At 63.5% G+C, this 24,850-nt stretch carries 25 protein-coding genes and 1 pseudogene; 16 read left to right on the top strand and 10 right to left on the bottom strand.

What is annotated here, in order from left to right; genetic code table 11:
• From QZ501_RS06635 to QZ501_RS06650, 4 genes are all read left to right on the top strand, one after another.
• A partial coding sequence (locus tag QZ501_RS06635; RefSeq protein WP_295718187.1) for a molybdopterin cofactor-binding domain-containing protein occupies positions 1–1,868 on the top strand: 1,868 nt, incomplete at its 5' end.
• Entirely contained in the window at positions 1,861–2,853 is a 993-nt protein-coding gene (locus tag QZ501_RS06640) for an XdhC family protein (RefSeq protein ID WP_151438949.1), read from the top strand. The genes QZ501_RS06635 and QZ501_RS06640, both read left to right, overlap by 8 nt.
• On the top strand, positions 2,843–3,868 hold the full coding sequence (locus tag QZ501_RS06645; RefSeq protein WP_295718189.1) for a DUF3080 family protein: 1,026 nt from the start codon (positions 2,843–2,845) through the stop codon (positions 3,866–3,868). The genes QZ501_RS06640 and QZ501_RS06645 overlap by 11 nt, the downstream gene beginning before the upstream one ends.
• A gap of 91 nt (positions 3,869–3,959) precedes the next feature.
• Positions 3,960–5,447 carry a hypothetical protein gene (locus QZ501_RS06650; RefSeq protein ID WP_295718191.1) on the top strand — a complete coding sequence of 496 codons (1,488 nt, stop codon included), beginning with the start codon at positions 3,960–3,962 and terminating at the stop codon, positions 5,445–5,447.
• Here QZ501_RS06650 and QZ501_RS06655 read toward each other — a convergent pair.
• The 3 genes from QZ501_RS06655 to msrP are packed head-to-tail and all read right to left on the bottom strand — an operon-like array spanning position 5,440 to position 7,483.
• Positions 5,440–5,952, bottom strand: coding sequence for a histidine phosphatase family protein (locus QZ501_RS06655; protein ID WP_295718193.1), 513 nt, complete (start codon positions 5,950–5,952; stop codon positions 5,440–5,442). The genes QZ501_RS06650 and QZ501_RS06655 overlap by 8 nt on opposite strands.
• Positions 5,949–6,554: a ferric reductase-like transmembrane domain-containing protein gene (locus tag QZ501_RS06660; RefSeq protein WP_295718195.1), complete on the bottom strand. Its 606-nt coding sequence runs from the start codon at positions 6,552–6,554 to the stop codon at positions 5,949–5,951. Before QZ501_RS06660 ends, QZ501_RS06655 begins: the two co-directional genes overlap by 4 nt.
• Positions 6,554–7,483 carry a protein-methionine-sulfoxide reductase catalytic subunit MsrP gene (gene msrP, locus QZ501_RS06665; protein ID WP_295718196.1) on the bottom strand — a complete coding sequence of 310 codons (930 nt, stop codon included), beginning with the start codon at positions 7,481–7,483 and terminating at the stop codon, positions 6,554–6,556. The genes QZ501_RS06660 and msrP overlap by 1 nt, the downstream gene beginning before the upstream one ends.
• 83 nt (positions 7,484–7,566) lie before the next feature.
• Here msrP and QZ501_RS06670 point away from each other — a divergent pair, with 83 nt between their 5' ends.
• Entirely contained in the window at positions 7,567–8,556 is a 990-nt protein-coding gene (locus QZ501_RS06670; RefSeq protein ID WP_295718198.1) for a cytochrome c peroxidase, read from the top strand.
• 51 nt (positions 8,557–8,607) lie between these two features.
• On the opposite strand, the gene QZ501_RS06675 is transcribed toward QZ501_RS06670, so the two are convergent.
• Entirely contained in the window at positions 8,608–9,408 is an 801-nt protein-coding gene (locus tag QZ501_RS06675) for an SDR family oxidoreductase (RefSeq protein ID WP_295718200.1), read from the bottom strand.
• 133 nt (positions 9,409–9,541) lie between these two features.
• On the opposite strand from QZ501_RS06675, the gene QZ501_RS06680 reads away from it, so the two are divergent.
• Complete coding sequence (locus QZ501_RS06680; RefSeq protein ID WP_363174694.1) at positions 9,542–9,967, top strand: hypothetical protein; 426 nt, start codon at positions 9,542–9,544, stop codon at positions 9,965–9,967.
• A 70-nt stretch (positions 9,968–10,037) separates the two neighbouring features.
• On the opposite strand, the gene QZ501_RS06685 is transcribed toward QZ501_RS06680, so the two are convergent.
• Both QZ501_RS06685 and mntR read right to left on the bottom strand, forming a co-directional pair.
• Positions 10,038–11,264, bottom strand: coding sequence for a DEAD/DEAH box helicase (locus QZ501_RS06685; protein ID WP_295718203.1), 1,227 nt, complete (start codon positions 11,262–11,264; stop codon positions 10,038–10,040).
• A gap of 208 nt (positions 11,265–11,472) precedes the next feature.
• Entirely contained in the window at positions 11,473–11,952 is a 480-nt protein-coding gene (mntR, locus tag QZ501_RS06690) for a manganese-binding transcriptional regulator MntR (protein ID WP_151438956.1), read from the bottom strand.
• 140 nt (positions 11,953–12,092) lie between these two features.
• Here mntR and QZ501_RS06695 point away from each other — a divergent pair, with 140 nt between their 5' ends.
• From QZ501_RS06695 to QZ501_RS06715, 5 genes are all read left to right on the top strand, one after another.
• Entirely contained in the window at positions 12,093–13,076 is a 984-nt protein-coding gene (locus tag QZ501_RS06695; RefSeq protein ID WP_225741625.1) for a zinc ABC transporter substrate-binding protein, read from the top strand.
• A 13-nt stretch (positions 13,077–13,089) separates the two neighbouring features.
• Positions 13,090–13,890: a metal ABC transporter ATP-binding protein gene (locus QZ501_RS06700; protein WP_160898014.1), complete on the top strand. Its 801-nt coding sequence runs from the start codon at positions 13,090–13,092 to the stop codon at positions 13,888–13,890.
• On the top strand, positions 13,890–15,026 hold the full coding sequence (locus tag QZ501_RS06705; protein ID WP_295718207.1) for a metal ABC transporter permease: 1,137 nt from the start codon (positions 13,890–13,892) through the stop codon (positions 15,024–15,026). The genes QZ501_RS06700 and QZ501_RS06705 overlap by 1 nt, the downstream gene beginning before the upstream one ends.
• Positions 15,023–15,919 (top strand): metal ABC transporter permease, encoded by an 897-nt coding sequence (locus tag QZ501_RS06710; RefSeq protein ID WP_295718209.1) that lies wholly within the window; start codon positions 15,023–15,025, stop codon positions 15,917–15,919. The genes QZ501_RS06705 and QZ501_RS06710 overlap by 4 nt, the downstream gene beginning before the upstream one ends.
• A gap of 101 nt (positions 15,920–16,020) precedes the next feature.
• Positions 16,021–17,124, top strand: coding sequence for a histone deacetylase (locus QZ501_RS06715; protein ID WP_295718211.1), 1,104 nt, complete (start codon positions 16,021–16,023; stop codon positions 17,122–17,124).
• A gap of 21 nt (positions 17,125–17,145) precedes the next feature.
• On the opposite strand, the gene QZ501_RS06720 is transcribed toward QZ501_RS06715, so the two are convergent.
• Positions 17,146–17,769 (bottom strand): TetR family transcriptional regulator, encoded by a 624-nt coding sequence (locus QZ501_RS06720; protein WP_295718212.1) that lies wholly within the window; start codon positions 17,767–17,769, stop codon positions 17,146–17,148.
• Positions 17,770–17,942: 173 nt separating this feature from the next.
• On the opposite strand from QZ501_RS06720, the gene QZ501_RS06725 reads away from it, so the two are divergent.
• Positions 17,943–19,097 carry a ferredoxin reductase gene (locus tag QZ501_RS06725; RefSeq protein ID WP_295718214.1) on the top strand — a complete coding sequence of 385 codons (1,155 nt, stop codon included), beginning with the start codon at positions 17,943–17,945 and terminating at the stop codon, positions 19,095–19,097.
• Between the two features lie 35 nt (positions 19,098–19,132).
• Positions 19,133–20,173, top strand: a pseudogene (locus QZ501_RS06730) (acyl-CoA desaturase); the annotation flags it as partial.
• A 138-nt stretch (positions 20,174–20,311) separates the two neighbouring features.
• Here QZ501_RS06730 and QZ501_RS06735 read toward each other — a convergent pair.
• Positions 20,312–20,905, bottom strand: coding sequence for a GNAT family N-acetyltransferase (locus QZ501_RS06735; RefSeq protein WP_295718218.1), 594 nt, complete (start codon positions 20,903–20,905; stop codon positions 20,312–20,314).
• Between the two features lie 180 nt (positions 20,906–21,085).
• Between QZ501_RS06735 and QZ501_RS06740 the strand changes: the two genes are divergently transcribed.
• Both QZ501_RS06740 and QZ501_RS06745 read left to right on the top strand, forming a co-directional pair.
• Entirely contained in the window at positions 21,086–22,012 is a 927-nt protein-coding gene (locus QZ501_RS06740) for an aldo/keto reductase (RefSeq protein ID WP_295718221.1), read from the top strand.
• A gap of 3 nt (positions 22,013–22,015) precedes the next feature.
• Entirely contained in the window at positions 22,016–22,684 is a 669-nt protein-coding gene (locus QZ501_RS06745) for a hypothetical protein (RefSeq protein WP_295718224.1), read from the top strand.
• Here the strand turns inward: QZ501_RS06745 and QZ501_RS06750 are convergent.
• Positions 22,681–23,547, bottom strand: a complete 867-nt coding sequence (locus QZ501_RS06750) for a DUF72 domain-containing protein (RefSeq protein WP_295718226.1) — start codon at positions 23,545–23,547, stop codon at positions 22,681–22,683. The genes QZ501_RS06745 and QZ501_RS06750 overlap by 4 nt on opposite strands.
• Before the next feature lie 69 nt (positions 23,548–23,616).
• Here QZ501_RS06750 and QZ501_RS06755 point away from each other — a divergent pair, with 69 nt between their 5' ends.
• On the top strand, positions 23,617–24,153 hold the full coding sequence (locus QZ501_RS06755; RefSeq protein WP_295718230.1) for a YgjV family protein: 537 nt from the start codon (positions 23,617–23,619) through the stop codon (positions 24,151–24,153).
• Positions 24,154–24,185: 32 nt separating this feature from the next.
• Here the strand turns inward: QZ501_RS06755 and QZ501_RS06760 are convergent, their stop codons facing one another.
• On the bottom strand, positions 24,186–24,848 hold the full coding sequence (locus tag QZ501_RS06760) for a hypothetical protein (RefSeq protein WP_151438968.1): 663 nt from the start codon (positions 24,846–24,848) through the stop codon (positions 24,186–24,188).
• Positions 24,849–24,850: the final 2 nt, after the last annotated feature.

Consider the following 24,850-nt stretch of genomic DNA (forward strand, 5'->3'; position numbering starts at 1 on the left):
GCTGGGAGCGGGTGCGCGAGGCCGGTGCCAGGGTGCGGGCGGTTCTGCTGGCCTCGGCTGCGGAGGTCTGGCAGGAGCCGGTTGCGTCACTGACCACCGGAGACGGCCATGTGCTGCACCCGGACGGTACCCAGCGGATAGCCTATAAGGACCTGCTGGCACTGGCGGCACGCCAGAGCATGCCCGAACAGGTCACACTGCGTCGCCCGGAAGACTTCCGCTACATTGGTAAACACAACCGTCGCCTGGATGCCCTGGCCAAGGTCACGGGCCAGGCCCGCTTCGGTATTGATGTGGAGCTGGAGGGGATGCGCTATGCGGTGGTGGCACGGCCACCGGCCATCGGCGCGCGTCTTGTGGCCTTTGACGATTCCAGGGCACGGGGGCTGCCCGGTGTGATCGATGTGCTGGCCATTGAGCGTGGCGTTGCCGTGGTGGCGGAAAGCTACTGGCAGGCCATGAAGGCGCGGGGTGAGCTGAGCATTGAGTGGGACGAGTCCGATGCGGTGAAGGTTACCCAGAATTCGGTCTTCCGCCAGTATCGTCAGGCGGCGGATGACAGCGCCGGTGATACCGAGCGCAGTGAGGGCGATGCCGCCGGTGTGCTTGAGAACGCGGATGAGGTGCTGGAGGCCGAATACGAGGCGCCTTTCCTGGCGCATGCCACCATGGAGCCCCAGAACGCCACCGCCATGGTCACGGACCGGGGGCTGGAGGTCTGGGCACCCACCCAGGGGCCCGATCTGGCACGGATTGCGGCGGCACGCACCAGTGGCTATTCCCCGGGTGAGATCAGGGTGCACACCACCTTTTTGGGCGGTGGTTTCGGTCGGCGCCTGACCCAGGAGTATGTGGAAGAGGTGGCGGAGATCGCCAGCCACAGAAAGGAACCCATCAAGCTGGTGTGGTCCCGTGAGGACGACATCCGCCATGACGTCTTCCGCCCGGCTATGCTGCACCGCTTTCGTGGCGCTCTGGCTGACGGGCGCGTCACGGCCTGGGATCACCAGATCACGGGCCCGCTCATCTTCGACTGGTTCGCCCGCAACGCGGCCGCCGCCCAGTACCCCTGGGCACCACGCATGTTCTACAACACCCTGGCGTCGGTGGGGCGAATGACCGAGGATACCTTCCTCACCCCCAAGGACCATTCCGCCATTGAGGGCGCTGTGGATGTGCCCTATGCCGTCCCGGACCTCTGGGTGCGCCATACCCACTCCGATGCCGGGGTGCCGGTCAGCTACTGGCGCTCCGTTGGCCATTCCCACAATGGCTTCGCGGTGGAGACCTTTATGGATGAGCTGGCCCAACGGGCCGGCGAGGATCCGGTAGCGTTCCGCCTGCGTCATCTGGAGGACAGCCCCCGGCACCGTGCGGTGCTGGAGCGGGCGGCGGAAGCCGCTGGCTGGGGCGGATCCCTTCCCGAGGGCAGGGCGCGGGGTGTGGCCCTGCACCGCAGCTTCGGCACTTTCGTGGCGCAGGTGGTGGAGGCCAGTATTGAAGACGGCGCTATCCGTGTTCACCGGGTGACCTGTGCCGCGGACTGTGGTCGCATGGTGAATCCGGATATTGTGCGCATGCAGATGGAAGGCGGCATTCTGTTCGGCCTCACGGCAGCCCTCTATGGCGAGGTGGACTGGGATGAGAACGGCCGCCTGCAGCAGAGCAACTTCCACGACTACACACTGATGCGCCACGACGAGACACCGGAACTCAGCATTATCCTGGTGGAGAACGGGGAAGATCCGCAGGGCGTGGGTGAACCCGGAACACCGCCGGCAATTCCGGCCCTGGGCAACGCTCTGTTTGCACTCACTGGTGAACGCCAGCGGCGTACTCCCTTCCAGGCAGGGAGCGCCGATGCCTGAAGCGAATCAGGATCCGGCTTTTTCGGTCATAGAGCATGTCAGCCGCTGGCTGGCCCGCGGCGAGCGGGCCTGGCTGTGCACCGTTCTGCGCACCTGGGGATCCTCGCCGCGCCCACCGGGCTCCATGCTGGCGGTCAACGCCGCCGGTGAGTGGTCGGGCTCGGTCTCCGGGGGCTGCTTGGAGGAATCCCTGATCCGGGAGGTAGTGGAAGGGGGGGAACCGCTTTCCACAGCCCCCAGGCTGGTGGACCACGGCGTAACCGAAGAGGAGCAGGAGCGCTGGCGGCTGCCCTGCGGCGGCCGCATGCGGCTGGTGGTGGAGGTTCTGGATCCGGATCGCCATGCCGGCCCGGTCGCCCGGGTGCTGGATGATCTGGCCGAGCGCCGGGCGGTGACCCGGCGTGTGAACTGGGCCAGCGGCGACTGGCAGTTCGCCGGTGCCTCGGTGCCTGAGCGCGTTGAGGAGCATGAACAGGAGTTCCTGCACACCATTGGTCCAAGCTCGCGCATGCTGATGATCGGGGCCGGGGAAGTGGCTCGCTACGTCGGCCGCATGGCCCTGATGAATGGTTTCAGTGTCGCGCTCTGCGAACCACGCCCGCTGTTTCTGGAAGGCTGGGAGGAACCGGGTATCGAGTGCCATGCCTGCCTGCCGGACGATCTTATCCAGCGTGACTTCAATGATGCGCATTGCGCGATTCTGGCGCTTGGGCATGACCCACGCATTGACGACATGGGCCTGCTGGCCGCCCTGGAGAGCAATGCGTTCTATATCGGCGCCATGGGGTCACAGCGCACCGCCGCCCAGCGGCGGGAGCGCCTGTATGAGCTGGGCGTGACGGACTCCCGCATGGGGCGTATCCATGCGCCCATTGGCTTCAGTATCGGCAGCAAGGCGCCGCCGGAGATCGCCGTGGCGACCATGGCGCAGGTTCTGGCCGAGCGCTACCGGCTGCTCCACCGGGTCAGCCGGTATGACGTTTAGGCCGCTGGCCCGCGTTCTCCTGCCGGTCCTGTTGCCCCTGGTCCTGGCGGGCTGCTGGTCGGGTGGGGAGAATGATGCCCGTGCGGAGGCCTATGTTGACGCCCTTGCCGGGGCTTTCGGTGTGGCGCCCGAACCTTCCCGCATCCCCACGGTCGAGCCCCTGCCGCGCCCCCGTGAACGCCGGCTGGAACTGCCGGAACTGGACATGGGGCTGGTGGATTTCCTGTCCCTCTACGGCTGTGAACTGCAGGTGGTGATCGGTGAGCGGACCAGTGTTCTGGGGCGTGTGGCGCATCCGGGTACACGCATGGAATACCACCTGCGCTTTCTTGCCGCCGTGGAGGCGTGCCTGCCCAAGGTCGACAGCGAATCCCGAACCAAGGCCCTGAAGAAAGCGTACGATGCGCGGGCGGAATCACTCCCGCTGGCACTGTGGAACGGCGTCTGGGGCAGCGATGAGATGGCGCGGCTGGTCAGCCGTTCCGGCGGCCGCGTGCCGGCGTCTTTGCCGGAAGAGTCGCTGGATCAGCTCATTGAGAGTCTCTATGGGGCTGCTGCGATGCTGGCGTCCGCGCAGCCGGGCAGGGTGCCTGAAGGGCTGGCGGCCATGACGGAGCACTATCGCCAGTGGCGCAGGGAGCCGCGCTTCGGGCAGCTGCTGCGCAGTGCCGAGGCCCTGCAGGCCCGTCTTGGCGACAGTGCCGGTATCCTGGATCGTGCCCTGGCTTCGGTGCAGGGCTGCCCCACGGACGCGGGGGCGGTGGCGCTCTACCGTAAGCATTATCTGGATCGTCTGGTGCCCCGTATCCGGCAGGTGCAGGGATACGGTCGCCGCATGGCCCGGGCCCTGGAAGCGCTGGTAGAGGCTACCGGCGCGTCGCCGCCGGACGCCATGATGCCCTTCATCAACCGGAACCTCCGTATTCGGCGCTCAGACAGTGTCTGGCAAGACCTCGACCAGGCGGTGGCACGCCACGCCGCTGCCTGGAACCGCCTACTCGAACGCTGTGACTGATCCCATGCCCGTAGTGTGAGCCGGTCGCTTTTGCCGCTTCCCGCATCCTGTTAAAACCGCCGCTGAACCTTCATGGAACAGGATGAACACCATGGAATCGCCTGCCAGGGCCGCACTGCTGGTAGCCGTGACGCTGGGGCTGAGCGGCTGCTTTGAGAGCCAGAGAGATGAAACCTTCAATGATACCGTCGTCGGTGATGACGTGGATGTCCGTGTGCTTCATGCCGTGACGGATGCGCCCTCCCTCCGCCTGGAAGCGGGTGGTGAGGTGCGGGCGGAGACACTGGACTACGGAAAGGTCGCTACCTTCAGCCTGCCGGCCAATCACCACCGTTTCGAGGCGGCGGGCTATACCGGCAGGGAAGCGCCTGAGCCCCTTCTGGACAACCTTGAGGGCAACCTTACCGAGGGCATGCGCCACGACCTGCTGCTGGCGGGTTCCCTGGCCGATGACAGTGCCCGCGCGATCCTGCTTGAGCAGGATGACGAGCCCTTTGATCCCGAGGACCAAGAGGACGAAGAAGACAACGGGGAAGACGACGGTGAGGCGGGTTCAGACGAGGATGAGCCGGACAGGGATGTGCGGTTCCGGGCGGCCCACCTTGCCCCCGATACCGGGGCTGTTGATCTGTATCTGGGCGGTGATACCTCGGGCAGCCCGGATGCGACCCTGTCGTACGGTAACGCCAGCGAGGCCATCCGGGTTCAGTCGGGCGTGTACCGCGTTCAGATCACCTGGGCCGGGGAAAGCGATGCCATCTATGACAGTGACTCGGTTCTAGGCTGGGATACCGGGGATGATCTGCTGCTGGCGGTGGCGCCTGCTACCGGCGTTCAGGGGGAGGGTGACAGTGACCTGTCGCTGATTGAGGTTGACGGGGAGCAGAGTCGGCGGATTCCGGATAAGCGGCAGCGGGCTGAACTTGCCCTTGTTAATGCCTCGGGAAACAGCGTGGACTTTGCGGCACAGGACGGCACTTTTTCCCGGACCGACATAGCTTCAATTGGACAGGAGCCCGATGGCGGCGGTTATATTCCTGATATTGCAGCGAGGAACTACAGCGTTGATTTTGAAGTAGGTAATGGCGCTTGTGATTACTGCTATGGCATCGGCTTGAAGCAGGGCAATGCGGGAACGCTGGTGCTCAGAGAGCTGCCTACGGATTCGGCCGAATCAGCAACTGCTTCCTTTCTGACCAATGATGCCCGACCGGTTGCAACGAATGCACGTGTGCGCATCGATAATGCGGCTTCTGAGCGGCAGGAAGCTCTGGATGTTTACCTGATTGAGTCTGGGTGTGGTGCAACCAACTCTCTGCCGGAGGAAGGGGTGATCCCTGAACCCATCGTCAGCGGTCTGCGCTACCCGAATCGAAGTCCAATGCTTCCGGTGCCTGAAGCGCCTGAAGACGGGTACCAGCTGGTCGTGACAACGCACGGGAATCCGGATAACGAGCTTTTGTGTGAGTCCGTCGATCCAGAGATTCGGGGGATCCATGAACTCATTCTGGCACAGGAACCTGAATCGGACGGAGGCGACAATCCCCTGAAACTGATCCGGGTTGGGGATGTCAGGTAGCCTGCCACGGCTTCTTCGGGGTGTCATAGACCAGGAGGCGCCCCGTACCTGGACTGACGTCCCCCCAGGACCCTCCTTCAAATGCCATCCGGAAGACCGCGCAGGTGGGGAGGTTGTCGGTGTGCGGGCCAGCCAGCAGGTTGGCAAGGTCCGTCAGGTCCGGGTTGTGGCCGACCAGCCAGACCTCCCGTGCCCGATCCGGCAGGTTCCGGATGGCGTCGAGCAGTCGGTGGGTATCCGCCAGATAGAGGCTGCGTTCGAAGCGGATGTCCGCCTCCGGAAAGCCCGTGCCCTGGGCCAGTACCAGCGCCGTCTCCCGGGCCCGCCGCGCGCTGCTGGCAATGAAACGGTCCGGGTATTCGCCGCGTGCGGCCATGCGCCGTGCCATCTCCGGTGCGTCCCGCTCGCCCCGTTCATTCAGGGGGCGGTCAAAGTCGCTGAGGCTGGGGTCGTCCCAGCCGGACTTGGCGTGGCGTATCAGCGTCAGTATCCGTTCTTCGCTCATGTTCCAGCACTCCCGGGACGGCGCCTCAGTGCGCCGATGATTCTGTAGGCCAGGAGAGCCGCCAGAATCGACGCGCTGAGGAACGTGGGCCATTCAAGCACCTTCTGCACCATGGCCTGATGGATGACGCCACCGATGGCAGCGGCATAGATCAGCCTGTGCAGACGCAGCCAGTGTAACAGGCCCATCCATTCCCGTGCCCGCCGGAACGAGGTCAGAGCCAGGGGGGCCAGCAGTAACAGGCACAGGAGCCCGAGCTGCAGGTGGCGCTGTTCTGCCAGTTCCGAACGGATCAATGCCGCATCGCCGCCCATGTCCAGAAAGCTCCAGGCCAACGCATGCAGCACCAGATAGGCAAAGGCCCAGAGTCCGGCCTGGCGCCGCAGGACCAGCGGCAGGTAGCTGCCCGTGAGCCGGCTCAGCGGTGACAGGGTCAGGGTCAGAAGAAGGGCGCCCAGGCCGAGGTTGCCCAGCCAGTGGATCAGCGCCTCCGAAGCTATGAAACCCAGCTGCCCGGTTTCCCAAGCCCAGGCCAGTGCCGCCAGCGGCACCGTGCCCGCTACCAGTCCTGTCAGCTTCAGGATGCCAGTAAGCTGTGGCATCAGAAGTGTTTCTCCAGATCCATCCCCTTGTAGAGGTCCGCCACTTCCGATTCGTAACCGTTGAACATCAGTGTCCTGCGCCGCCCGGTCTCGCCAACCCGGCGCTCCGTGGCCTGGTGCCAGCGTGGGTGCTTCACGTTCGGGTTCACGTTGGCGTAGAAGCCGTACTCCTCCGGCTGAACCGCCTGCCAGCTGCTGGTGGGCTGCTCCTTCTGGAGCCGGATGCGGACCACTGATTTGATGCTCTTGAAACCGTATTTCCATGGCACGACCAGGCGGATGGGCGCGCCGTTCTCCTTGGGAAGAGGGTCGTCATAGAGGCCCACCGCCATGAGCGTGAGCGGGTGCATGGCCTCATCCAGTCGCAGCCCCTCGCGGTAGGGCCAGTCGAGCAGGTCCTTCTTCTGTCCCGGCATCTGCTCCGGGTCATGGAGTGTCTCGAAGACCACAAAGCGTGCTTCGGAAGTGGGCTGCACCGCCTTCAGCAATTGCCGTAGCTCAAAGCCGATCCAGGGAATGACCATGGACCAGGCTTCCACGCACCGCAGGCGGTAGATGCGCTCTTCCAGCTGGAAGCGGTTGATCAGGTCCTCCAAGGCAAAGGTTCCGGGGTTGTCGACCAGGCCGTCCACGCGCACCGACCAGGGGTCGGTCTGGAGCTGGTGGGCATGCTCGCGTGGGTCGTCCTTGTCGGTGCCGAATTCATAGAAGTTGCTGTAACCGCGTATGGCGTCCAGGGGCGTGGGGGAGAGGTCCTGCCCGAAACCCGTCTCTGTGACGTCTCCGAGTTCCCGCGCCAGAAGCGCGGGGCTTGTGCCAATACCGCCCAGAACCGCTCCGGCGGCCATGCCTTTCATCAGTGAACGGCGCTGCTCAAACACGTGCCTGGGCGTGATCTCGGAGCTGGGAGGGCGTGGATAACGGTACATAACTGTTGACTTAAATCATGGTTAATTTTCGGGGTTGCGGGTTTGAATGGAACCGTCTCAAAAGTGACAGATCCGGAGGGATCATGCAAAAGATAACAGGACGCATTCTCGGCCTTGCAGCCCTGCTGGGCTGCCTGACACTGACGGCACCTGCAGTGGCCGGTGACGGTTACGGTGACTACCGCGACCGCTTCGAGCCGCTGCCGGCGCTGCCTCCGATCCCGGAGGACAACTCACTGACGCCGGAGAAGGTGAAGCTGGGCAAGATGCTCTTCTTCGAGCCCCGGATCTCATCCAGTGGCGTGATCAGCTGCGCCACCTGCCATAACCCCGCGCTGGGCTGGACGGACCGTATTCCGAGGGCCACAGGGCACCAGGGGCAGGTGGGTAAGCGCAATACGCCCACGGTGCTGAATTCCGGCTTCCTGGACGCCCAGTTCTGGGACGGCCGGGCCGAGGATCTGGAAGAACAGGCTCTGGGCCCCATCGAGGCCGATGTGGAGATGGCCATGGACCTTGATGAGGCCATTGACCGACTGGAGAGCTTCGATGTCTACCGTACGCTTTTCAATCAGTCGTTCAGCGGTGACAACCCCATCAACAAGGAGAATGTGGCCAAGGCCATAGCCACGTTTGAGCGGACCCTTAATACGCCCAACTCCCGTTTTGACCGTTATCTGAGGGGCGACCTTCAGGCACTCAATGAAAAGGAGAAAAAGGGCATGAAGGCGTTTGTTGATACCGGATGCATCGCCTGCCATCGGGGACCGGCCCTCACGGACAGCAATTACCACCGTTTCGAGGTGCCTGGTTCCACGGATCAAGGCCGCTTTGTGGTCACCGGTAACGAGTCGGACAAATTCAAGTTCAAGACGCCGACACTGCGCAACGTCGCGGTGACCTATCCCTACTTCAACAATGGCAGCGTTGAGGAGCTGGACAAGGCGATTCAGCTGATGGCGGACCAGATGCTCAACCGTGAACTGTCGGATGAGAAGGTGGCCCAGATCGAAGCCTTCCTGCACACGCTGACCGGTGAGATGCCCGAAGTCAGCTTTCCCGCCCTTCCCTGAGGGACACTGTGCCGGAGCAGCTTCTGCTCCGGCCTATTTGGCAAGCCGCTGTCACTTGCGGTTCTTGGTCATCCGGAAGACCAGTTCCGGTGATATCCGCTTGAGCCACAGCGCCATCATTTCCTTGCCTTCGCCCACCGGTATTTCGCGCTTGCCCCGGCCCAGGCCATTGATGATGACTTCCGCGGCCTTGTCGGAATCCATGCCGCCGGCGTTGTCCTCGTCCGCCTGACCAAAGGCGCTGCCGTCCGCCGCCAGTGAGTTCTCCGCCACGGCGGTCGCCACGAATCCCGGCACGATGGTGGAAACCTGGATGCCTTCGTCTTCCACCTCGGCCCGCAGTGCATCGAAAAAGCCCATGACCGCGTGCTTGGCCGCGCAGTAGCCGGTGCGCAGACGTACGCCGACCTTGCCGGCCACACTGGAGGTGACCGCGATATGGCCCCGGCCGCGTTCCAGCATGTGGGGCAGGACGGCCTTGGTCAGGGCGATCTGGCCCATGACATCCACATCCATCAACCGCTGGTAGACGGCGAGGTCCGTCTCCTGGCAGAGCGAACGCTGGGAGACGCCAGCGTTGTTGATCAGCAGGTCGATCTGGCCGAAGTGCTCCAGAACCTGGCTGGTTTTGCCGGAGGCTGTTTCCAGTTCGGCGACATCCAGTGGCAGCACCATGATGGCGCTGCGGGGAAGGCCGGTTTCACTTTCACAGCGCCGGGCCACGCGTTCCAGCTCCTCCTCGCGCCTGGCGGAGAGAACCAGCCGCGCCTGCTGGCCGGCAAACGCCAGGGCCAGTGACTCGCCGATTCCCGATGAAGCCCCGGTGATCCAGACCACCTGATGCTTGAACATGCGTTGCTCCTGCTGGTTGGTTATTGGTGTTCAGCAGGGAGGAGTATGGATCAGTCCCGGGCGGGTTGCTACGTGACGTTCCGGCCTGTATACCAGAGTCTCACGGATATGCAGGGAGGTTACGGGCTCTGTGATGCTGGCAGTCGGTCTGGGCTTTCTCATTGCCGGCTCCCGGGTTCTGCTGACAGGCGCAACCAATATCGCGTTGGAATTGGGTCTTTCCGAGGCGCTGGTCGGGCTGACCGTGGTGGCGGTGGGCACCTCGCTGCCGGAGCTGACGGTCTCGGTCATGGCGGCAATCCGGCGTCACGCGGACGTGGCCATCGGCAACATCCTGGGCAGCAACATCTTCAACATTCTGGGTATTCTGGGGGTATCCGCACTGGTGCAGCCATTGCCACTGGCATCACGTATGGCGTGGTTCGATCAGTGGATCATGCTGGGTGCGGCGGTACTGCTGACGCTGTTCCTGGTCAGCGGACGGCGATTGAGTCGCCTGGAGGGGGTGGTTCTGTTGATGGGGTATGGCGCCTACGTGGCCGTAGGCGTCACCCTGTAGGAGCGCGCTCTGCGCGCGATGGGAAAGAATCGCGAGCGGGGCTCGCTCCTACACCGGAGCAGGTCCGGGTTTAACGACGGCGCGGGGGACCGTTACGGCCGGCGCCGGGGCGCCCACCGCCACCAGGGCGTCCACCACCACCGCGTTTCGGGGCCGGGCCGCTCTTCTGGACCGGCTCGAAACCGGCTTCCACGCCTGCGGGGATCTCCCGGCTGACCACCTTGCGGATGCTGTTGAACTGGCCCTTTTCCTGACCACTGACGAAGGACACGGCGGAGCCGCTTTCGCCACCACGGCCGGTGCGGCCGATCCGGTGCACATAGTCGTCCGGGTTGTCCGGCAGGTCGTAGTTGACCACGTATTCCAGCCGGTCGATGTCGATGCCACGGGCTGCCACGTCCGTGGCGATGAGGGCGCGAACGTTCTCGTGCTTGAATTCTTTCAGGGCCTTGTTGCGGGCACCCTGGCTCTTGTCACCATGGATTGCGGCGGAGCGGATACCGTCAGTCTCAAGCTGCTTGGCCAGTTGGTCCGCGCCGCGCTTGGTGCGGGTGAAGACCAGAACCGAACGCCAGTTCTGGGTGCCGATCAGGTGCGTCAGCAGTTCCCGCTTGCGGCCACCGTCGACCATATAGGCGCTCTGGTCGACCCTTTCGGCGGTGCCATTGCGTTCGCCGGTCTGGATCAGTTCCGGTTCGTTCATGAACTTCTGCGCCAGCTTCTGGATGGGTGCGGAGAAGGTGGCGGAGAACAGCATGGTCTGGCGGGCATCCGGCAGTGTGCGGGCGATTTTCTCGATCGCCGGCAGGAAGCCCATGTCCAGCATCCGGTCCGCTTCGTCCAGAACCAGCACTTCAATGTCGGACAGGTTCACGGTGCCGCGTTCCATGTGATCCATCAGGCGACCGGGTGTGGCCACGAGGATATCCATGCCGCTCTTGAGCTGACGGATCTGCGGGCCAATGCCAGCGCCACCGTAGATCGCGACGGAACGCAGGGGGAGATGGCGGCCATAGGTGCGCACGCTGTCTTCCACCTGAGCGGCGAGCTCACGGGTGGGGGTGAGCACCAGGGCACGCGGCCGGCCGCCCTGTGACTTGCCTTCGGAAAGCTTCTGCAGCAGCGGCAGTGTGAAAGCGGCGGTCTTGCCGGTGCCGGTCTGGGCACTGGCCATCAGGTCGCGACCAGCAAGGGCGGCCGGAATAGCCTGCTGCTGGATCTGGGTAGCCTGGTCATAACCCTGTTCCTTGATGGAACGGTTCAGTTCAGCCCGCAGGCCGAGGGAATCAAAGGACATTCAGTCTTTCCTGTTCAATACGCCAGAGCGGGTGTTGCCCGATGCCCCGTAAACAGGGAAGGGCAGATTGTCGGCTTGTCGGGAATGGCCCTGGCAATATGCAGTCCGCGATAAGCGTGCGGAGACCAACCGGCGAAACTGGGGTCGTCTGGACGACCGGGGAAGGCGGAGGGAACAACGCAGGGCGGTACCCTACCACGACCTCCGCTCAGTCGCCACCATTATTCTGTCTGCGGGTGAACTCATGCATGATCCCCAGGGTGGTCTCGCTGACGTGATGCTCCATGCCTTCGGCATCAATACGGGCCGTGGCGTCATCCACCCCCAGGCTTCGCAGGAACTGGAGGACCACACCGTGGCGCTTGCGGGATTCCTCGGCCATGGTGCGGCCGCGTTCAGTGAGGAAGATCGATCGGTAGGGCTCGTTGGTGACCAGCCCCTGATCGTTAAGCCGCCTGATCATACGGGCGACAGTGGCCTGGCGAACGCCCATGCGAGCCGCGATGTCCGTGGCCCTCGCCTCGCCGGCATGATCCAGTAGATCCCCGATGAGCTCGACGTAATCCTCGATCAGCTCGGTCTCATGGGCGTCTCTCACGGCAGCATACTGGCGTGCGTGCTGCTCGGGGGGTGGCAGGTTCGTGTCCTGTTCGGACGGGTCGGGGCCGTTGTCGGAGTAGGTTGGCATAGGGCCAGTCTAACCAACTCCCCGAGTCTCGACAATAGCCATGCTGCACAGTTTAGCCTTGGCTAAAAAAGTTTGCGGGAGTGTCAAAAGTTTTTGTAAACTACAAGGCATTACGCAACCCGATTGAAGGAGCATGAGGAATGGTGACGCAGGCGGTTCAGCGATGGATTGTTGCTCTCAGCTTCTCGGCGGTTCTCGTGATGGGCGCCTCCGGTGCGCGCGCCGCTGATGTTGTGACCACCACGGGGATGATCGCGGATGTGGCTGCCAACATCGCGGGTGAGTGCCTCAGCGTGGAACCCCTGATGGGGCCGGGGATTGACCCTCATCTCTATGAAGCGCGCCCCAGCGATATCCCGCTTCTGCGCAACGCGGATGCGATTCTCTACAACGGCTTCAATCTGGAGGGCCAGCTCGGTAAGGTTCTCGCCAGGATGGCTGAAAGCAGGCCTACTGTTGCGGTGGGACCTGAGTCGATGAAAGACGACGATCTGATCAAGGGGGCCGGGGGCTATGCAGTGGATCCCCACCTCTGGATGGATGCCTCGCTCTGGGCCCGGATCGTGCCCACGGTGGCGGACGTTCTGGTCAGGGTCGCCCCCGATTGTGAATCCGGCATCCGCTCGCGCGCCGCGAACTACCGGCAGCAGCTCCTGACGCTGGATGAGTGGGTGAGTGCCAGCGCAGCCAGCGTTCCGGAGCAGCAGCGTATCCTTGTCACCGCACACGATGCTTTCCGCTATTTTGGTCTGGGGTACGGTATTGAAGTGGTCGGCATCCAGGGCATCAGCACCGACAGTGAGGCGGCAATCGCGGATATCCGCTCGGTCGTGGACCGGGTCGTCAGCCGTAATGTGCCCGCTATCTTCGTGGAGAGCACCATCAGCCGCCGGACAGTAGAGACGGTGGTCGATGGCGCCAGGGACCGGGGGCACGACCTGACAATCGGTGGTGAGCTCTATTCCGATGCCATGGGCGCCCGCGGTACGCCGGAAGGGACGTACATCGGTATGATCCGGCACAATACCCGGACCATTGTTGAGTCCCTGGGTGGCTCAGTTGAGTCCTGGCCCGGGAGCCTGCCGTCCTTTGCGGGCAGCGGGCGCAGCAACGCGGCAGAATGAGACTGGAGTTGCCATGAAACGGGAGAAACGCCACGAACCGGACCTGGCGCTGCATATAGAGGACCTGACCGTTGCCTACGAGGGCAAGCCGGTTCTCTGGGACATTGATGTGAATATTCCCCCGGGGGTGATGGCGGCGGTCATCGGGCCCAACGGTGCCGGTAAGAGTACGCTGATCAAGACGGTACTCGGGCTGGTGAAGCCCACAGCCGGCCATATCTGCATCCATGGTTACCCACCGCGTCAGGCACTGAAGCGTGTGGCCTATGTGCCCCAGCGATCCTCGGTGGACTGGGACTTTCCAACCACCGTTGTCGATGTGGTCATGATGGGACGCTATGGCCATCTGGGCTGGTTCCGCTGGCCCGGGAGGCGTGAGCGCAGGCGCGCCATGGATGCGCTTTCAGCTGTTGGCATGGAGGCATTCGCCAAACGGCAGATCAACCAGCTTTCCGGCGGTCAGCAGCAACGGGTCTTTCTGGCACGGGCGATGGTGCAGGACGCGGATGTGCTGTTCCTGGACGAGCCCATGGCCGGCGTGGATGCCACGACCGAGAAGGCGGTCGTGGCGCTTCTGCAGGAGCTGCGGGATCAGGGCAAGACCATCATCGTGGTGCATCATGACCTTCAGACCGTGCGCGACTACTTCGACTGGCTGGTGATCCTGAACGTGCGGGTTGTCGCCCAGGGTCCGATCCCTGAGGTGTATACAGGTGAGAACCTGCGTAAGGCCTATGGCGGCCGTATCGCTCTCCTGGATCCGGATTCCTCTGGCGAGACACCGGATGCGGTGCCGAGGGAGGTTGTGAACTGATGCTGGAGCTGCTCGGCAACCATACGGTCCAGACCGTCACGCTGGGCGCGGTGTTGCTGGGGATGGTCAGCGGCCTACTGGGTTCCTTTGCCGTCCTGCGCCAGCAGAGCCTTCTGGGCGACACCCTGGCGCATGCCGCGTTGCCCGGTGTCTGTATCGGGTTCCTGATTGCCGGTACCCGTCATCTGGGCTGGATCATGGCCGGGGCGCTTGTCACCGCCGTGATCGCGGCTCTGTTCGTACAGGTGGTCACGCGCTACAGCCGGATCAAGATGGATGCAGGCCTGGGGGCGGCCCTGAGCGTTTCATTCGCGGTAGGCGTGGTGCTTCTGACCTACATCCAGGGCCATGCCAGTGCCTCCCAGGGTGGACTGGATTCCTTCCTGTTCGGGCAGGCCGCAGCCACACGCCCTTCCGACCTGTGGTTCATGGGCGGGGTCACCCTTGCCGCCATGGCACTGGTTGCCCTGATGTGGAAGCAGCTCAAACTGGTGACTTTTGATCCGCTGTTTGCGGGCTCCATCGGCTTGCGCGTTGGGGTTCTCGAGACGCTGCTGACGGCCATGATTGCCCTGGCCGTTGTGGTGGGGCTTCAGATGGTGGGGGTTGTCCTGATGACGGCCATGGTGATCGCGCCGCCAGTGGCGGCACGCCAATGGGTGTCGCGGCTTGAGCACATGGTCTTCCTGGCCATGCTGATGGGGGTGATCTCCGGCGTTGGGGGCGTGCTTTTGAGTGCTGGTGTTGCCCATCTGGCTACTGGGCCGGTGGTAGTGCTGGTGGCCTCGGCGCTGGTGACGCTGTCGTTGCTGCTGGCACCCGGGCGCGGCGTGCTGTGGAGCTGGCTGAAACTCTGGCGGGAACAGCGCTCCATCGGCCAGCGCCAGATGCTGGTGACGCTGCATAAGCTGGCGGAGCACCACGAGGATCCCTATTACCCGGTGGAACGCAGCATGCTCGACAGCTTCTACGGCGTGGCCACCAGCCATATTCTAAGACGCCTGCAGGCCCGGGGCTTTGTCGTGCCCGCCAGCCACATGCGTCAGGAGGGGCCCCACTGGGCGTTGACGGATGCAGGGCATAATGAGGCCAGGCAGGAGCTGGAGCGCATGGACTGGAACCAGGCGGAGGTATGATGCAGGCGTTTCTGAACGATCCCATGGCCATGATCCTGCTGACCGGGGCCCTCGTGGCGACATCGGGCGCCCTGCTCGGGACGTTTCTGGTTCTGCAACGCCAGAGCATGCTCTCTGACGCGATCAGCCACTCCATCGTGTTCGGTATTGTGGTGGTGTGGTTGCTGACCCATGCCCAGTCCGGGCCCCTTCAGATTGCCGGGGCGGCGCTGACCGGTGTGCTGACTGTCTTCCTGACCGAAATGGTCGCCCGCACGCGCCGGGTCAAGCGTGACGCGGCCATTGGTCTGGTGTTTCCGGCGCTTTTTGCGGCGGGTGTGCTGCTGCTCAACTTGTATGCCCGGGATATTCATATCGACAGCCACACGGTGCTGCTGGGTGAGATCGGGTTTGTCTGGCTGGATACCATGCCGCTGGCAGGGCTTGAGATTCCCCAGGCAGTGGTCTGGATGACGGTGGCGACGCTGGTCAACCTGGGCTTCGTGCTTGCCTGCTACAAGGAGCTCAAGCTGGCGTCCTTTGACTGGCAGCTGGCCGCCGCACTGGGGCTGGCGCCCACGCTCATGTTCTATCTGCTGTTGGGGCTGACCAGTGTGACGGCCGTTGCGGCATTTGATGCCGTGGGCGCGGTACTGTTCATCGCCTTCGTGATCGTGCCGGCCGCGACGGCTTACCTGCTGACCGACCGGCTCTCGTTGATGCTGCTCCTGGCGGTGCTGGTGGGCGTGGCGTCGACGCTGTGTGGCTACCCGCTGGCGGTCAGGCTGGATGTCTCCATTGGCGGCACAATGGCCTCCATGACGGGGGTCTTTCTGGTCCTGGCCTTCGTCCTGAGCCCACGCTACGGGGTGCTGGGACACTGGCTGAACCGGCGTGTGAAATACTCCGGCTGAGCCGATTCGCCAGTAGTCTCTGGTACTTGCCTGCGTTCGCCGGCGGCGTATAGTGGAGGAACGCGGCAGGACTGTTGCGCCGCGAGCACACGGAGGCGGCAATGCCGAAGGGCACCATAGCGCTTTTTCACGATGACCGCATGCTGGCCCATGAGCCGGATGTGGACGTTCCTTTTCTGCCCGGTCGCCTGGACCGGCGTATCCGCGAGATCCTCGCCGGTCTCAATGCCCAGTGGAAGTACCCGGAACACCCCGGACGTCTGCGCGCGGTGATGGACCTTCTGGCCTCCCAGCCGATTCCGGGGCTTGCCATGGAAGCTGGCCGACCGGCAACCCGGGAGGAGCTGGGGCGGGTCCACACCACTGGCTATCTCGATCTGATCGAGGAGCTGCGTGACAAGAATGCCTGGCTTGACGTGGATACCACTGCGGTTTCCGAGGGCAGCGTTCTGGCTGCCGAGGTAGCCGCCGGAACAGCGTTGGCGGCGGTCGAGGCGGTTGTTGAGGAACGCTATCGTCATGCCTTTGCACTGATCCGGCCGCCTGGGCACCATGCTGAACCGGTACGGGCGCGGGGGTTCTGTCTTTTCAATAATGTCGCGGTAGCGGCGGCGCATGCGCGCAGCGAGCTTGGCTGCGAGCGGGTGCTGATCCTGGACTGGGATGCCCACCACGGTAATGGAACCCAGGATATCTTCTGGGCGGACCCCGATGTGATGTTCATTGATATCCACCGTGCGGCGCCGTTCTATCCCGGTTCCGGCCTGATGGAGGAAGTTGGCGTGGGGATGGGCGAGGGCGCGACTGTGAATGTGCCGGTGCCCGGAGGCTCAGGGGATGTTGCCTACATAAAGGCCATGCGCGAGATCGTGGAGCCGGCCGCGGATGCCTTCCGGCCGGATATCATCCTGGTCTCAGCAGGCTTCGACACCCACTGGTATGACCTGGCGCTGAACGTGTCCTACGAGGGCATGTCGGTGATGACGGATATCATCCAGTCCGTGGCGGAACGCCATTGTGACGGACGGCTGGTGTTCGTCCTGGAGGGTGGCTACAACCTGGAGGCTCTGTCCCACGGGGTGCATACCGTTCTGCGGACACTGGTTGGAGAGCGTTTCCCGGAACCCGGAGCCTGTGGCGTAGCGGCCGTAGAGGCGGCGGCCCGCTTCCACCGGAATGCATTCCTGGATCCGGATCAGAACTGAGCCACGGCTGTTAGCGTGGGATCAGCCGCTCCGCCAGTGGTCCGCACCGATGAAGATCATCCGCAGGAAGCGGGTGGTCTGGCGCCTGATCCGGGTCAGCTCTTCCTCGTCCTCGGGTGAAATGCTGAGGATGTCGGTCAGGCTGAATGCCACCGTGCGCACCACCAGCTCACAGGCCATGTCCAGATCCTCATCACTGAGGTGGGTCAGCAGGCGGAGGTTACGCAGATCGTTGGCCAGCTCGCTGGCGAAGAACTGCATCTCGTTGCGGATGCCCTGCTGGATTGCCTGACTCTCGCCCGCCAGCCCCTGGGCCATGAAGGTGAAGAAGTTGCGGTTGGCCTGAACGTGGTTCACGAAGATGGCCACGGACTCGTCCATGAGCTTGTCCGCATGCAGCACATTGGCGCGCGCTTCCCGCATCATTCCCCGCAGGACCACGCCCAGCTCATCCACCAGCGTCAGTCCCAGATCGTCCATGTTGCGGAAGTGACGGTAGAAGGATGTGGGCACCACCTCGGCCTGCCGGGTGACCTCCCGGATGCCGAGGCTGGCGAAGTGGCGGCCTCGGCCCACCAAGGTCAGCGCGGCCTCCATGAGCATGTCCCGGGTCTCGCCGGGGCGGCGTCGTTTCTGTGTTGTCATACCTTTACGGGCGCGTTCGGGGTGATCCCGGAAGTGTACCGACCTGCTGGCGGAATCGAAACGTGTGAGCCGGCTCAGATCACCTGTTGACACTCCGAAGCCCCGTGTGTACATTCGTACACAAGATGTGAACAACCGTACACACGAGGCCTGTCATGCAGGAGTCAATAAACATGGAAAAGGGTGTTGATCGCGGCCAGGGCCGCTCCTACAGGGGTGTGCTGGCACGGGTCGGGCCGGGACGTGACACCTGGCGCTGGCTCGGGCAGCAGCTGTTCAACCGGGAGAACCCGGCCATGTACTTCGATCCGCTGCTCGAGAGCATCAACCCGCTTTGGGCCCAGCGTTACATCCCGGCGCGGGTGGAAACGATTGAAGCGGAGACCCATGACAGCAAGACCCTGACCCTGCGTCCGGCACGGCGCTGGGGTGGGTTCCGGGCCGGCCAGCACCTGAACCTGGAAGTGGAAAAGGACGGTCGCTGGTACAGCCGGCCCTTCAGCCTCTCCTGTTCACCGTCGCACTGGGAACAGGACGGCACCATTACTGTCACCATCAAGAAAGTGGCGGATGGCGAGATCACGCCCTGGCTGCTCGAACACTTCCAGCCCGGCGATGTGATCGGGATCAGCCGTGCCTACGGTGAGGATCACACCCCCGAGCCCGGTCATCCGATGCTGTTCATCACCGGCGGTAGTGGCATCACCCCGGTACTGAGCCAGCTGGAAGCCATGGCGGATCGTCACCTGCGCAACCCGGTCACGCTGCTGTATTTCGTGCGTACCGACGCGGACGTCATCGGGGGCTGCAAGCTGGAAGCGCTTGCAGAGCGCCTGCCGAACCTGGAGCTGCGCATCGTGGCGGCGGAGCAGGATCCGCAGAACCCGGACCATCTCGGCCCGCATCATCTGCAGGCGGTCGAAGGGCTTACGGAGCGGGATTGCTTTCTGTGTGGCCCGCCCGGGCTCATGAAACACGCCCAGAATCTGCTGGCGGACGCCGGTGTGCCGGAGGAGCAGGTCAGCAGCACCCTGTTTGCGGTAGGGCCGGGAGTGGTCGTGACCGAAGACGCCGGCGGGACCGTTCACTTCAGCCGCAGCGACATCACGGTGGAAAGCGCCGGCGATCGTCGACTGCTTGAGGAAGCCGAGTCAGCCGGCCTGAACCCGCGCTATGGCTGTCGCATGGGCATCTGCCACCAGTGCAGCTGCCGCAAGACAAGCGGCATTGTCATCAACCAGCAGACCGGACAGCCATCGGGTTATGGCGAGGAAACCATCCAGCTCTGTATCAATGTGCCCCAGGGCGCCGTTGAACTGGACCTCTAACCGAACATCGAATCGACACTGCAAGGAGAATCACCATGCAGAAGCTCAGCGAAGAACAGCTCGAAAATCTTGCACAGGATCTGGACGCCATCCGTAATGAGCAAATGGCGGATCTGGGCCAGAAGGACGCCGACTACATCCGCGGCATCATCCGCCTGCACCGGACGCTGGAGTTTGGTGGCCGGGCGCTGATGCCCCTCGGCTTCATCCCGCCGTTCTTCCTGGCCGGCATGACTTCCCTCGGGATCGCCAAGATTCTGGAAAACATGGAGATCGGCCACAACGTGATGCATGGCCAGTACGACTGGATGAACGACCCGGAGCTCAACTCCCAGACCTACGAATGGGACACCATCTGCACCGCGGATTCCTGGAAGCGGACCCACAACTACGAGCACCACACCTACACCAACGTCATCGGCAAGGACCGGGACTACGGCTACGCGGTGCTGCGCCTTGAGGATGAGACGCCCTGGAAACCGATGCACCTGCTACAGATGATCAACTTCATCAACCTGAGTGTCTTCTTCCAGTGGGGTGTGGGCGTTCACGAGCTGGAGTTCGAGAAGCTGCGCAGTGGCGAGGTGACGCTCCGGGAGAAGGCAGAGTTCCTGCGGGACTTCGCACGCAAGGGCGGCCGTCAGGTGTTCAAGGACTACGCGTTTTACCCGGCGTTGACCCTCCCGGTGGCTCCGGTCGTGATCGCGGGCAACTTCGGGGCGAACCTGATCCGTAACCTCTGGGCCTCCAGCGTGATCTTCTGCGGTCACTTCACTGAAGACGCGGAAAGCTTTACCGAGGAAGAGTGCGAGAACGAGAGCCGTGGTCACTGGTACCTGCGTCAGCTGACCGGTTCCAGTAACTTTACCGGTCCGAACTGGGTTTACACCCTGAGCGGGCACCTGAGCCACCAGATCGAGCACCACGTGTTCCCGGACATTCCGGCATACCGGTATCGCGAGATTTCGCCCCAGGTTCAGGCCGTCTGCGAGAAGTACGGCCTGCACTACAACGCGGACAGCTTTCCACGCCAGTACGCGACCGTGCTCAAGCGTGTGACGGCCTTCTCGCTGCCGGACCGGATGCGTGAGCGGCTGTTCCCCGAGTTCAATGAAGGGGACGAGCAGGGCAAGGTGGCGGACAGGACCACCAGCACCTCCCTGGTCAGCCGCCTGCGTAACCGGGTGAGCAGTACGCTCTCAGCGGCGGCCTGATCAGGCCAGCCTGCCCATCCAGAAATTCATCGGCTTGGCCGTCTCCTCGGCCTGGTCAATGTCCTTCCAGGGGTAATGGGTCCGCAGCTCCGGCACGGGCTCATACCCCCGCTTTTTCCAGAAATCATCCAGTGGCTGGTAGTCAGCCGGTCGTAACGGATGATCCGCTGGCCGCTCCACCGCACAGAAGCAGCAGTACCGGATCCCGCCCAGTTCACTGGCGTGGGCTTCACGTTCCCCGAAAAAGCGTACGCCAATGCCCTGACCCCGGTATTCCGGCAGTAGCACCGATTCCCCGAAATAGAAGATCTCCGCCGGGTTGTAGCCCTGGTCAATGAACGGGTGAATGAAGGCGTCCTCTTCGTCTTCCAGCGGCAGTCCCGTGGCGGCACCCACAACGCGATCACCGTTCCGGGCCAGGACGAAGACACTGCGTGGCGACTGGATGTAGGTTTCCAGGTACTGCTGCTCGTAATCCATATCGCCGTCATACAGGTAGGGCCATTCACGGAAAACCTGGATCCTGAGCCTCGCGACCTCGCTGACCCAGGGCCGGATGGTTTCACCGCTGACACGTTCGAGCGTTACTGTCATTCGCTGCTGCCTCCCGGGACTGGTTATCGGCTAGGGGGTTCTTCAGATTGTCATCATTAGAGTACAGGGGCAGTGCCGTGACAATCCGGGATCAGCCGGAGGCAGTGGGGTATCCCTTGTCAAACGAACCGGATTGGCGTGACGTATAAAGAACAAAGGCCATGAAAAGCGGAGGGCAGCATGGTGGGATACTCCAGGCGGAGGGTGCTTGGCGGCCTGGGCGCAGGGCTGGCGGTTGCTGCATGGCCAGGGCTGGCGGCTGCAGCCGGGAAGGCATTGAATCGCGCTGCCCTGCCGAATGGGGGTGGTTCCATTCCGGTGATCGGCATGGGCACCTGGCGCACCTTCAATGTGGGGGGAGACCCGGAACTTCGAGAGGCACGCACCCAGGTACTGGCGGCGTTCTTCGAGGAGGGTGGCGGGCTGATTGACTCCTCGCCCATGTACGGATCGGCGCAGTCGGTGCTCGGGCATGGGCTCGAAAAGCTGGGGTACCCGGATTCGCTGTTTGCCGCGGACAAGGTCTGGACCCGGGATGGCGGTGCCACGCGGGAGCAGGCGGCGGAGTCGTCCGCTAACTGGGGTCTCGAACGGTTCGACCTGCTGCAGGTGCACAACCTGCTGGCTTGGGAGGCCCACCTGGAAACCCTCCAGGCCATGAAGGAGGCGGGGGAGGTGGGTGCGGTTGGCATTACCACCTCGCACGGGCGCCGGCTCGACCAGTTCGAGCGGATCATGGAGCGCCACGAGCTGGATTTTATCCAGCTGACCTACAATATCCGCGACCGCTGGGCCGAGGACCGGATACTGCCGCTGGCCCGGGAAAAGGGCATTGCCGTTATTGCCAACCGGCCCTACCAGGGAGGCTCGCTTATCAGGGGCGTGCAGCGTCGGGGCACGCCCCTTCCAGACTGGGCGGGCGAAATCGACTGCCGTACCTGGGCAGACTTCCTGCTCAAATTCATCGTCTCGCATCCGGCGGTGACCTGCGCTATTCCCGCCACCACGAGCGTCGAGCATGTACGAGAGAACATGGCAGCCGGGCGGGGGATCATGCCGGACGCCGCGCAACGCCAACGCATGATTGAAGCACTGGCAGAGGTCTAGCCCATGCTGGGGGCGCTCGATACCTACGCACTGCGGGACTTCGTGCCGGTCACACCCGAAGTGTGGGCCCGTCTGTTCGAGCGCCTCAACGGGCAGGTGTGGCCATGGCAGGGCCTGTTCCTCTTGCTCATGCTTTTCGCGCTCTGGCGGCTCCACCGGGGCGGCAGCGCCACCGCTGGGCTGGCGCTGGCGGCGTGCTGGTGCTGGTCCGCCGTCCAGTTCCAGTTTCTGCTGCACGCACCTCTGAACTGGGCAGCCAGCCTCATGGGGTGGGCCTTTATGGTTCAGGCGGTGCTGGTGTTCCTGGTGGGCCTTGGAGGCGGCTGGCGGTTCAGCGGCGGGTTGCGGGCGAAGCTGGGAGTCGTTCTGGTGCTGGCAGGCATCGTTGTACTGCCGGTGACCGGCCCATTGACGGGGCGCAGCTGGGCGGCGTTCGAGGTTGCCGGCACGGCGCCAACACCCACGGCCCTGGTAACGCTGGGCATGCTGCTCCTGGCACGCCCCATCAGCTGGGTGACGGGGGTGATCCCCGTGCTCTGGCTGGTCTACAGCAGTGTGATCTGGTGGGTCAGTGGCTGGCTGCCGGGAGCGGTCGTGGCTCCCCTGGCTATTGGCACTCTCGGAGTTGCCATGGGTGCCAGCCCTTGGTCCCGAGGCAGGGAACCGTCCTAGAACAACCCGATCTGAGGCGGTTCCGTGTTGATCGCCAGGTCTGCCAGCTCTGGCACCCGCTCCCCCAGCAGTTCATGCCAGAGCGCAGCCAGTGCCAGGGCATCGCCATTGTCCGGCATGTGCATGAATATGTATGGATGCCGCCCCTCAGCAATCCATTCGCTCACCCGTTCCGCCCAGGGCGCCAGGAAAGGACGATTGCTCTCAAGGTCTGGATGGCCGATGTAGCGGACCACTGGTGGGGCATCCACGGGCAGCAGGTGGATGGGAAGCCGGGGTTTGCGGCTCTGGGCTTCCCATGTTGCCTCGGATTCCGGTGTGGCGGTAAACAGCGCCCGGGTATCAAAGCACACCCGGGCGAGGTTGCGCTCGCGCAGGCCCCGGTTCAGCGCCTTCTCGGCATCCCCTTTTTCGAAGAAGGCGGGGTGCCGAACCTCGACCGCGCAGGTCAGGGGCGCGGGGAGAGCGTCCACGAAGCGCCAGAGGTTATCCAGTTGCTCCGGGCCGAAGTTCGGCGGTAACTGGAGCAGAAAGGGGCCCAGCACGTCTGCAAGCGGTTCAAGGGTTGCCAGGAACTCCCGGACCGCAGTCTCTGAGCCGGTGAGCAGCCGGTCATGGCTGATTTCACGTGGAAACTTGAACAGGAACCGGAAGTCGTCGGGTACCTGGGAGCGCCATTGGGCACATTGTTCCCGGGTGGGTGTGGCGTAGAAAGTGGTATTGCCCTCGACGCAGCCGAACACCCGGCTGTAGCGTGCAAGTGGCGTTGCTCCCGGTGGGAGCAGGGTGTTCCAGCTGGGATCCTGCCACTGCGGGCAGCCGAGGGCGTAGTGGGTCATGGCGCACAGGGTAAACCAGAACATCGCGGCCATCACGGAGGGACGCGGGGTGCTCTGGCTTCTATACTGACGGTTTGAGGCTGTGGAGGCCCTATGCTGGCGGATATGACTGCAATGGAGATCGCCGGCCAGATTGTCGCGCTGGTCTCACTGGGCTTCTGCATCGCCGGGTTTGCCAGCACCCGGGATGATCGCCTGATGCTGCTGCTGATTGGCGCCAACGTGGCCTTCGCCCTCCAGTACGCGCTTTTCCAGAGCTGGACCGCCGCGGCACTGACGGTGCTGGTGATCCTGCGCATCCATCTGGCACAGCGCTTTCAGGGCAATGTCGCCGTGATGCTGGGCATGCTGGCGGTCAGTGGCGTGGCAGCGATGCTCACCTGGCAGAGCTGGATCGACCTGTTCCCGATGACGGCGATGGTGCTGGGCACCGTGGGCATGTTCATGCTCCGGGGCATTCCCATGCGGCTTTTTCTGGCCGGAGCCGGGCTGGCCTGGATGGGCAACAACATCGCCATCGGCTCGGTGGGCGCAACGCTCGCGGAGGCTCTTGTGGTGGTCACCAATTTTGTGACTATCCTTCGCCTGCAGCGGATGCGGCGGCGTTACCCGGATGTGGAGTTGCCCTGAGTCCTGCTGCGATCAGCGAGGTGTTCTCGGCCTCAGGCGCTGCCGAAGAAGCGCTCCAGTACACCGGCCTGGCGTAATCCCGGAACCGGGAGGTTGGCATGTTCGTCCATCGCGCGCCGCCAGTAGTGCTCGGGGTCGTCCATGGTGGCTGCCTGTTCCCGTTCGGCCGTGCTGAAGGAGTTATGCTCGCCACTGAAGCCCGCCTCGATGAGGTCGAGGGTCCAGAGGTAGATCGTTGAACGGACCAGGCGCAACAGGTCGGAGTAGGTCTCGCGGTTGATCGTGAGCGCCAGGTCGGTGGTCAGATTGACCCGGGTCTGCAGTTCACGCATCGCTTCCGCGGAGAGAGCATGCTGAATGTAGCTGTCCTTGCGGTAACGGAGGCAGGTTTTCTCCAGGCTGCGGACACCGTCCCTCAGATCCATATGCGCTTCCCTGCGGTTCTGTTCCTCGCTGACGGGGGCGGGAATCCAGCCGTACTGGGGCGACCGTGTCATCAGGTGGCCGGGGAGATTCCGCCGGTAGTCAGGCAGGTCCACTTCCTCGCTGTAACCGGCAAACTCGTTCTGGAGCCAGCTTCCCATCCTGCGATTGCGGAGCATCAGCGACAGAGTGATCGAGGCGGGCAGGACCTCCTCGAGCGGGTCCTGAGGGTCCCTGACGCGCTGTTCCAGTGCATCGACCGGTGCTCCCATGG

It is taken from the genome of uncultured Halovibrio sp. (assembly GCF_913056445.1).
In the GTDB taxonomy this organism is placed as follows: domain Bacteria; phylum Pseudomonadota; class Gammaproteobacteria; order Pseudomonadales; family Oleiphilaceae; genus Halospina; species Halospina utahensis_B.

Bases quoted from the DNA above. Each gene is read 5' to 3' on its own strand.
- QZ501_RS06735 (WP_295718218.1), bottom strand. From the start codon at position 20,905: ATGACAGTAACGCTCGAACGTGTCAGCGGTGAAACCATCCGGCCCTGG.
- QZ501_RS06695 (WP_225741625.1), top strand. From the start codon at position 12,093: ATGGTGACGCAGGCGGTTCAGCGATGGATTGTTGCTCTCAGCTTCTCG.
- msrP (WP_295718196.1), bottom strand. From the start codon at position 7,483: ATGTACCGTTATCCACGCCCTCCCAGCTCCGAGATCACGCCCAGGCAC.
- QZ501_RS06670 (WP_295718198.1), top strand. From the start codon at position 7,567: ATGCAAAAGATAACAGGACGCATTCTCGGCCTTGCAGCCCTGCTGGGC.
- QZ501_RS06705 (WP_295718207.1), top strand. From the start codon at position 13,890: ATGCTGGAGCTGCTCGGCAACCATACGGTCCAGACCGTCACGCTGGGC.
- QZ501_RS06720 (WP_295718212.1), bottom strand. From the start codon at position 17,769: ATGACAACACAGAAACGACGCCGCCCCGGCGAGACCCGGGACATGCTC.
- QZ501_RS06685 (WP_295718203.1), bottom strand. From the start codon at position 11,264: ATGTCCTTTGATTCCCTCGGCCTGCGGGCTGAACTGAACCGTTCCATC.
- QZ501_RS06755 (WP_295718230.1), top strand. From the start codon at position 23,617: ATGCTGGCGGATATGACTGCAATGGAGATCGCCGGCCAGATTGTCGCG.
- QZ501_RS06680 (WP_363174694.1), top strand. From the start codon at position 9,542: ATGCTGGCAGTCGGTCTGGGCTTTCTCATTGCCGGCTCCCGGGTTCTG.
- QZ501_RS06650 (WP_295718191.1), top strand. From the start codon at position 3,960: ATGGAATCGCCTGCCAGGGCCGCACTGCTGGTAGCCGTGACGCTGGGG.
- QZ501_RS06660 (WP_295718195.1), bottom strand. From the start codon at position 6,554: ATGCCACAGCTTACTGGCATCCTGAAGCTGACAGGACTGGTAGCGGGC.
- QZ501_RS06710 (WP_295718209.1), top strand. From the start codon at position 15,023: ATGATGCAGGCGTTTCTGAACGATCCCATGGCCATGATCCTGCTGACC.
- QZ501_RS06675 (WP_295718200.1), bottom strand. From the start codon at position 9,408: ATGTTCAAGCATCAGGTGGTCTGGATCACCGGGGCTTCATCGGGAATC.
- QZ501_RS06715 (WP_295718211.1), top strand. From the start codon at position 16,021: ATGCCGAAGGGCACCATAGCGCTTTTTCACGATGACCGCATGCTGGCC.
- QZ501_RS06740 (WP_295718221.1), top strand. From the start codon at position 21,086: ATGGTGGGATACTCCAGGCGGAGGGTGCTTGGCGGCCTGGGCGCAGGG.
- QZ501_RS06745 (WP_295718224.1), top strand. From the start codon at position 22,016: ATGCTGGGGGCGCTCGATACCTACGCACTGCGGGACTTCGTGCCGGTC.
- QZ501_RS06750 (WP_295718226.1), bottom strand. From the start codon at position 23,547: ATGTTCTGGTTTACCCTGTGCGCCATGACCCACTACGCCCTCGGCTGC.
- QZ501_RS06655 (WP_295718193.1), bottom strand. From the start codon at position 5,952: ATGAGCGAAGAACGGATACTGACGCTGATACGCCACGCCAAGTCCGGC.
- mntR (WP_151438956.1), bottom strand. From the start codon at position 11,952: ATGCCAACCTACTCCGACAACGGCCCCGACCCGTCCGAACAGGACACG.
- QZ501_RS06640 (WP_151438949.1), top strand. From the start codon at position 1,861: ATGCCTGAAGCGAATCAGGATCCGGCTTTTTCGGTCATAGAGCATGTC.
- QZ501_RS06725 (WP_295718214.1), top strand. From the start codon at position 17,943: ATGGAAAAGGGTGTTGATCGCGGCCAGGGCCGCTCCTACAGGGGTGTG.
- QZ501_RS06700 (WP_160898014.1), top strand. From the start codon at position 13,090: ATGAAACGGGAGAAACGCCACGAACCGGACCTGGCGCTGCATATAGAG.
- QZ501_RS06645 (WP_295718189.1), top strand. From the start codon at position 2,843: ATGACGTTTAGGCCGCTGGCCCGCGTTCTCCTGCCGGTCCTGTTGCCC.
- QZ501_RS06760 (WP_151438968.1), bottom strand. From the start codon at position 24,848: ATGGGAGCACCGGTCGATGCACTGGAACAGCGCGTCAGGGACCCTCAG.